We start from the raw sequence: 6,870 nt of genomic DNA, 5'->3' as shown, positions 1-6,870 counted from the left end.
CCCAAGCCCCGGCACTGTCGCCGGAGCAGGAGCGCGCCGGGCTGCGCCGCCGCCTGTCCGTCTTGGCCGTGTGCTTCATCGCGTGGTGGGCGGTGTACCTGAACCTGCCCGCCGCCTCGCGCGCGCTGACCTACGGCGCGCTGGGCCTGACGCCCGGTTCGCATCTGGGCGAGGCGGTGGAATTCTTCCTGTACGACACGCCCAAGGTGCTCATGCTGCTGGCGTTGGTGGTTTTCGGCATCGGGATGGTGCGCTCGTTCTTCACGCCGCAACGCACCCGCCGTCTGCTGGCCGGACGCAGCGAGGCGGTGGGCAACGTGCTGGCCGCCCTGCTGGGCGTGGTCACTCCGTTCTGTTCCTGCTCGGCGGTGCCGCTGTTCATCGGCTTCGTCTCCGCCGGGGTGCCGCTGGGGGTGACCTTTTCGTTCCTGGTGTCCGCGCCCATGATCAACGAGATCGCCGTGGTCATGCTGTACGGCCTGCTGGGTTGGAAGGTAGCCGCCCTGTACGCGGGCACGGGGCTTGCCATCGCCATCGTGTCCGGCTGGGTCATCGGACGGCTGGGCATGGAGCGCCACATTGAGGGCTGGGTGTTGCAGGTGCGGGCCGAGGCGGAGCAGATGCACGACGCGGACCTGTCCTGGTCCGGGCGCATCGACTACGGCGTGCAGGCCATGCGCGACATCGTGGGCAAGGTCTGGCCGTGGGTGATACTGGGCATTGGGGTGGGCGCGGGTATCCACGGCTACGTGCCGGAGGGCTTCATGGCGTCCATCATGGGCCGTGGCGCGTGGTGGGCCGTGCCGCTGGCGGTGTCCATCGGCATTCCCATGTACTCCAACGCGGCGGGCATGATTCCCGTGGTGCAGGCACTTCTGGGCAAGGGGGCAGCGCTGGGCACGGTGCTGGCGTTCATGATGGCCGTCATCGCCCTGTCCCTGCCAGAGGCGGTGATGCTGCGCCGCGTGCTGAAGCCCCGGCTGGTGGCTGTGTTCTTTGGCGTGGTGGGCCTTGGCATCATGCTGGTGGGGTATCTGTTCAACGCCCTGGTGTGACGGCATCCCCCCTCACGCGGGGGTGCATTGGAAAAAACGTTGACGGGCGCATGGCACTCCCCCGGGGAAGTGCCATGCGCCCGTACTGCGTTTCCGCTCCCTTCGCCGCCCGAGCGTTGGCAGAATGACGACGAAAGGTGATTTTCCGGCCCCTAGCGCCAGCATCGGGGCCGGAAAATCGTATGGGGAGGGGAGTATCTTGCCGGGGCGTGCCGCGTGGGGCGGCCAACGCTTCGGCTACCCGAGCAGGGCGTACATCTCGCGGGCGTCGGCGTGGTCGGGCGCGCGGTCGAGAATGGTCTCGAGTTCGGCCCGCGCCTCGTCCTTGCGGCCAAGGGAGATCAGGCACCCGGCCAGCGAGAAGCGCACGTTGTCCTTTTCGGGGGAAAGTTCCAGGAAAGCCCGCAGGTGGGCCACCACTTCGTCTATGCGGCCAAGGTGGTAGCCAAGGCGCAGCAGCCCGTTCATGGCCACCAGGTTGCCGGGGTTCATGCCCAGGGCGGCCACGAAGTGGTTGAAGGCCTCGGCGTGCGCGCCGGTTTCCATTTCCACCAGGCCCATGCCCGCCAGCGACTTGTCGTTGGCTTCGATGTTGGCGGCCTTGCGGTACAGCACCAGGGCGTCTTCAAGGTTGCCGCGCTGCACGGCGATGGTGGCGAGCCCCAGGTACGGGTCCGGATGCACGCCGTTGCTGCCGGCGGCCTTGCGGTAGTACTCTTCGGCCTTTTCCAGGTCACCCATGAAAAGGTAGCACTCGCCCAGTTCCTTGTTGATTTCGTAGTCGAGATGGTTGCTCATGTTCTCCCCTCCATGCCGTAGGGCATTTCGCTTCTGGGTCGCCCCGCGCTGCGCGGGACGGGCGCCTTTCCGGCGCCGGAGCGGTCCGCCTGTCGGATTGGCGAACGCTCACGGGAAAGCTGTGCCCATGTCCTTCGTCTAGCACTATGCGTGCCATTGCTGGCTGCGAAGTGTTCGTGGGCGCAACGGGCCTAGCAAACCGCATGCCATGTCGTTTTGACGGGGCGAAGAGTTGTTTGCAACCTGTTGATATATGAGTTGACTTTAGATCTGTTGAGCGGCGTTCAGGGCATGCCCGCCGTGCCGTGGCCCCGGCCTGCCTGGGCACAAAGCGCCGGTTTGCCGTCTCCCCGCCGTCCCCCTGCCCGGCTCGGAGGAGGCAAATCCTGCCGCATGCCTTCATGCGCCACCAGATGACGCCGCCGCCCGGGCATCCGCGTGATGATCGGGCGGCGTCGTCATTCCGGCGGGCACGGGATCCGTGAAATGGTGTTTTTTGCATGTAATCAAATGATATAAAAAGGGTTCATCATGCTGGAACACCTCTTGCTGAACCGGGGGTGCATCCACGGGCCGCGCCTGCGGCCACCATTCCCTGCGCGGCGCACGCCCCAGGGGCGAAAAGGGGAGGAATCCCGCATGAAAAGCCTTTATGAACCGCATGTGAACCTTGTCGGCAAGGTCATGGACATGCAGCTTCAGCGTCAGAATGTCGTCATGAGCAACATCGCCAACGTCCGGACGCCCGGCTACAAGCCGCGCGAGCTGGAGTTCGAGAAGCAGTTGCAGGCGGCGCTGGGGCTGGACGCCAAGGGGCGGATGACCCGCACCGAGCAGAACCACCTGCCCTCCGAGTTCAGCGCCGAAGGCTTCAACGCCGACTGGGAAAAGGCGGCCAAGCCGCGCGTCATCCACGGCGAAGACCGCGTGAACCTGGACAAGGAAATGGCCAAGATGGCCAAGAACTCCCTGCATTATTCCGCCCTTACCACCGTCATTCGCGGCAACCTCGAGGGCGTCAAGAACATCATACAGGAAGGGCAGAAGTAATGGACTTCATGACCGCCATCGATATCGGCGCCTCCGCACTCAACGCGGAGCGCACGAACATGAACATCATCTCCATGAACCTGGCCAACGTGAAGACCACCCGCACCGAGCAGGGCGGTCCCTATCGCCGCAAGACCACCATCATGGCGGCCCAGGACATCGACGACCCCTTCGCCAAACACATGCAGGGCGCCCTGGACCGCGAGCTGAAAGGCGTGCGCGTGATGCACGTGGCCACCGACTCGCGCCCCCTCAAGCGCGTGTACGAACCCGGCCACCCCGACGCGGACCAGGACGGCTTCGTCGCCTATCCGGACATCAACGTGGTGGAGGAAATGGCCAGCCTGATGACCGCCCAGCGCGGCTACGAGGCCAACGTGACCACCATCGACACCGTCAAGGCCATGTATACCAAGGCCTTGGAAATCAGCCGCTAGGCAACGGGGAGACACGGCCATGAGCATCCAGGCAGTAGGGCTGAAGGCCTATTCCAACGCCCTCGGCAACTTCACCAAGGCCGAACAGGCCACCCGCGCCACCGCCGCGCCCACGGCCTCCGGCGTTCAGGCCAAGTCGTTCACCAGCACGCTCTCCGAGTCGCTGACCAAGGTCAACGACATGCAGGCCGAAAAGTCGCAGATGATCAAGGCGTTCGCCTCGGGCGAAACCCAGAACGTGCACGAACTGATGATCACCCTGCAAAAGGCCGGACTTGCCGTGAACATGACCTCCGCCGTGCGGAACAAGGTCATGGAGGCGTACAAGGAACTCAGTCGCATCCAATTCTAGGGCATTCGGCCCTTCCCGCCGCTGCCTTCGTCAGCTGGCGCGGTTCATTCGGTCACGCACGGAAGAGTGCGCTCCCTTCATGAACCGCGTGGCTTCCTCGGCACCCGACGGGAATCATCCGAATGCCCCGGCGGGCGGTGCCCCCCGCCGGAGAACGAAACTCCGACCACGCCAGGCGCCCGGCGAGCGACGGGAATCATCCGAATGCCCCGAAGCGAGGCTTGAAGAGACTGACCGATCCGCACCGCCCATCGCACCACGCAGCGCATAGCAGCCCAGAGACCACTCGCCAGAGACGACCCCGGAGGAAGAACACATGGCTCCCGCTCTCGCAGACGTCATCCAGAAGGCCAAGGGCTTCTGGGAACGCATCTCCATCTCGCAGCGCATCTTCATCGCCGGTCTGGGCGTGGCGGTGGTGGCCGTGTTCTTCGGCCTGGTGTTCTGGATCAACCGTCCCGACTACCGGGTGCTCTATTCCAACCTGTCGCCCGAGGACGCCGGCCGCGTGGTCAAGCTGCTGCAGGCCGACAAGGTTGCCTACAAGTTGGAAAGCGGCGGTTCATCCATCACCGTGCCTGCCGACAAGGTGTACGACCTGCGGCTGAAGGTGGCCGGTGAAGGCAACCTGGTGGGCCAGGGCATCGGCTTCGAGATTTTCGACCAGGTCAAGGTGGGCCAGACCGACTTCGTGCAGAAGATCAACTACCAGCGAGCCCTGCAGGGCGAGCTTTCGCGCACCATTTCGGAATTTCCCAACGTGGAGAGCGCGCGGGTGCACCTGGTCATCCCGCACCGCAGCCTGTTCATCGAAGAGCAGCAGAAGCCGTCCGTCTCGGTGGTGCTGAAGCTGCGCGACACCACCAAGAAGCTGGAACCCAAGGACGTGCAGGCCATCGTCAACCTGGTGGTCATGGCCGTGGAAGGGCTGGACAAGTACAAGGTGTCCATTGCCGACACCACCGGAAAGATACTGTACGCCCCCGACGAGGACGGCAGCATCAACGGCATGACCACCACCCAGCTCGACCACAAGCTGCGCATGCAGCAGACCCTGGAGCGGCGCATAGAAGAACTGCTCTACCCGGTCATCGGCGCGGGCAAGATCATCGCCAAGGTCAACGCCGACCTCGATTTCAGCCAGCGCACCATCCGCAAGGAACTGTACGACCCGGAAAAGACCGTGGTGCGCAGCGAACAGCGCAGCGAAGAATCGCAGCGCGGTCGTTCCAACCTCGAAGCCGGTTCGCCCGACGCCAATTTTCGGGGCGATTCGCCCACGGGCGGCGCGTCCACCCAGGAGGGCAACCGCGAAACCCGCACCACCAACTACGAGATCAACAAGGAAGAACAGAATATCGTTGCCCAGGTGGGCGACATCTCCCGCCTGACCGTTGCGGTGATCGTGGACGGCACGTATGAGAAGGGGGCGGACGGACAGTGGGCCTTCGTTCCCCGCAAGGCCGAGGATGTCGAGCGCATCCGCCAGCTGGTGGCCAATGCCGTGGGGTACGACCGCGCGCGCGGCGACACCATAGAGGTCAGCAGCATTTCGTTCGGCGGGCCGGACGTGCCGCAGGAATTGAGCCTGCCCCAACTGGTCATGGACTACGCCCTGCGCCTTGGCAAGCCGCTGCTCAACGCCCTGCTGGTCTTCCTGTTCCTGGTGCTGGTGGTGCGCCCGGTGGTGCTCGCCATGATCCGTCCCCGCGTGGAGGGAGAGATGATCGAAGGGTTGGAAGGTCTGCCCGAAGGTGAAGAGCGTCTTGCGCTCATCGAGGGCGACGAGGAAGTGGACGCGCTGGACGCGTTGAAGAAGATCGAGGACATCAAGGCTCACGCCCTGCAGATGGCCGAACAGAACATGGATCAGGCCGTGAGCATCATCAGGAGCTGGTTGAAGCATGGCGACGGATCAAAGGTTGGAGCAGCTTAAGGGGCCCCAGAAGACGGCGATCCTGCTTCTCGCCCTGGGCGACAAGTTCACCGCCGAAGTCTTCAAGCGCATGGAGCGGCAGGAAATCGCCGCCGTCTCCAAGGCCATCGTGGAACTGGACACCGTGCCCAAGGAACTGGTGGAGGACGTCCTGCGCGAATTCCACCATGCCCTGGTCACCGGCCAGGACATGATCGCCGGTGGCGCGGAAGCGGTGAAGCGCATGCTCATGAAGAACCTGGACAGCGAGACCGCCAAGTACATCATGGACTCGCTGAACCTCGACTCCGGCCCCGCGCCCTTCCGCGAACTGGGCAACGTCAGCCCGCGCCTGCTGGCCCAGATACTGCGCAACGAACACCCGCAGACCCTGGCCCTGATCCTGGGGCACATGCACCCGGAGAAGGCCGCGGAACTCCTGACCAACCTGCCCGCGGGCGTGCGGCCCGAGGTGCTCATGCGCCTTGCCCGGCTGGAGGCCGTGCCCGAAGACATGCTGATGGAAGTGGACAAGGTGCTGCAAAGCCAGCTCATCGCCATGGGTGGCAAGGAAGGCAAGAAGGTGGGCGGCGTGCCCTCCGTGGCCGAAATCCTCAATGCCGTGGACCGCGCCACCGAAGAGGAAGTGCTGGCCGAAATCGAGGAAGAATCCTCGCAGATGGCCGAAGACATCCGCAACCTCATGTTCGTGTTCGAGGACGTGAAGGCGCTGGACGACCGGGGCATCCGCGAACTGCTGAAGGAAATCTCCAACGAGGACCTGACCATGGCCCTGCGCGGCGCCTCCGAGGACCTGCGCGAGAAGTTCTTCAAGAACATGTCGGAACGCGCGGCCACCATGATCCGCGAAGATCTCGAGATCATGGGCCCCACGCGCCTGTCCGACGTGGAAGGCGCGCAGCAGAATGTCGTGAAGACGGTGCGCAGACTGGAAACCGAGGGCCGCATCATCGTGGGCCGCGGAGGCGGAGATGTCTTCGTCTGATTCCGGCAAGCCGGAACGGTGGGGCACCATCTTCATGGGGCCCAGCCCCTTCGCCGAGACAACCCTGTCCGGCATGGAGGGCGCCAACCCGCGCCCGCTGTGGGACGAGACCACCGAAGAGGAATACATGGCCCGCGTGCGCGCCAAGGCGGAAGCCAGGGCGCGCGAGGTGCTGGACAAGGCCGCCGAGGTGCTGGCCCAGGCCCGTGCCGAGGCCGAGGTGCTGCGCGCCGCCGCCCACGAGCAGGGCCGCAACG

7 protein-coding genes and 1 pseudogene are annotated in these 6,870 nt (G+C 64.6%); 7 read left to right on the top strand and 1 reads right to left on the bottom strand.

Translation table 11 applies throughout. The annotated features are described in order from the left end of the window. Positions 1-14 precede the first annotated feature (14 nt). Positions 15-1,055, top strand: a complete 1,041-nt coding sequence (locus FVW20_RS04190; RefSeq protein WP_231038847.1) for a permease — start codon at positions 15-17, stop codon at positions 1,053-1,055. A 237-nt stretch (positions 1,056-1,292) separates the two neighbouring features. On the opposite strand, the gene FVW20_RS04185 is transcribed toward FVW20_RS04190, so the two are convergent. Next, positions 1,293-1,853: a tetratricopeptide repeat protein gene (locus FVW20_RS04185; protein WP_196608419.1), complete on the bottom strand. Its 561-nt coding sequence runs from the start codon at positions 1,851-1,853 to the stop codon at positions 1,293-1,295. A gap of 639 nt (positions 1,854-2,492) precedes the next feature. Here FVW20_RS04185 and flgB point away from each other — a divergent pair. The 6 genes and pseudogenes from flgB to FVW20_RS04155 form a co-directional block, all read left to right on the top strand. After that, positions 2,493-2,903 carry a flagellar basal body rod protein FlgB gene (gene flgB, locus FVW20_RS04180; protein ID WP_196608418.1) on the top strand — a complete coding sequence of 137 codons (411 nt, stop codon included), beginning with the start codon at positions 2,493-2,495 and terminating at the stop codon, positions 2,901-2,903. Then, on the top strand, positions 2,903-3,340 hold the full coding sequence (gene flgC / locus FVW20_RS04175; protein ID WP_012613393.1) for a flagellar basal body rod protein FlgC: 438 nt from the start codon (positions 2,903-2,905) through the stop codon (positions 3,338-3,340). The genes flgB and flgC overlap by 1 nt, the downstream gene beginning before the upstream one ends. A 19-nt stretch (positions 3,341-3,359) precedes the next feature. Further along, positions 3,360-3,692, top strand: coding sequence for a flagellar hook-basal body complex protein FliE (fliE, locus tag FVW20_RS04170; protein WP_196608417.1), 333 nt, complete (start codon positions 3,360-3,362; stop codon positions 3,690-3,692). Between the two features lie 316 nt (positions 3,693-4,008). Further along, positions 4,009-5,628: a flagellar basal-body MS-ring/collar protein FliF gene (gene fliF, locus FVW20_RS04165; RefSeq protein WP_196608416.1), complete on the top strand. Its 1,620-nt coding sequence runs from the start codon at positions 4,009-4,011 to the stop codon at positions 5,626-5,628. Next, complete coding sequence (gene fliG, locus FVW20_RS04160; RefSeq protein WP_196608415.1) at positions 5,597-6,613, top strand: flagellar motor switch protein FliG; 1,017 nt, start codon at positions 5,597-5,599, stop codon at positions 6,611-6,613. Before fliF ends, fliG begins: the two co-directional genes overlap by 32 nt. Then, a pseudogene (locus FVW20_RS04155) lies at positions 6,600-6,870 on the top strand (FliH/SctL family protein); the annotation flags it as partial. The gene fliG and the pseudogene FVW20_RS04155, both read left to right, overlap by 14 nt.

It is taken from the genome of Nitratidesulfovibrio oxamicus, from assembly GCF_015731765.1.
GTDB classification, from domain to species: Bacteria; Desulfobacterota; Desulfovibrionia; order Desulfovibrionales; family Desulfovibrionaceae; genus Cupidesulfovibrio; species Cupidesulfovibrio oxamicus.
This window is presented reverse-complemented; position numbering and strand designations above follow the sequence as displayed.

Excerpts from the sequence above, each read along its gene's own strand:
- flgC (WP_012613393.1), top strand. The coding sequence starts at position 2,903 with ATGGACTTCATGACCGCCATCGATATCGGCGCCTCCGCACTCAACGCG.
- FVW20_RS04185 (WP_196608419.1), bottom strand. The coding sequence starts at position 1,853 with ATGAGCAACCATCTCGACTACGAAATCAACAAGGAACTGGGCGAGTGC.
- flgB (WP_196608418.1), top strand. The coding sequence starts at position 2,493 with ATGAAAAGCCTTTATGAACCGCATGTGAACCTTGTCGGCAAGGTCATG.
- fliF (WP_196608416.1), top strand. The coding sequence starts at position 4,009 with ATGGCTCCCGCTCTCGCAGACGTCATCCAGAAGGCCAAGGGCTTCTGG.
- fliG (WP_196608415.1), top strand. The coding sequence starts at position 5,597 with ATGGCGACGGATCAAAGGTTGGAGCAGCTTAAGGGGCCCCAGAAGACG.
- fliE (WP_196608417.1), top strand. The coding sequence starts at position 3,360 with ATGAGCATCCAGGCAGTAGGGCTGAAGGCCTATTCCAACGCCCTCGGC.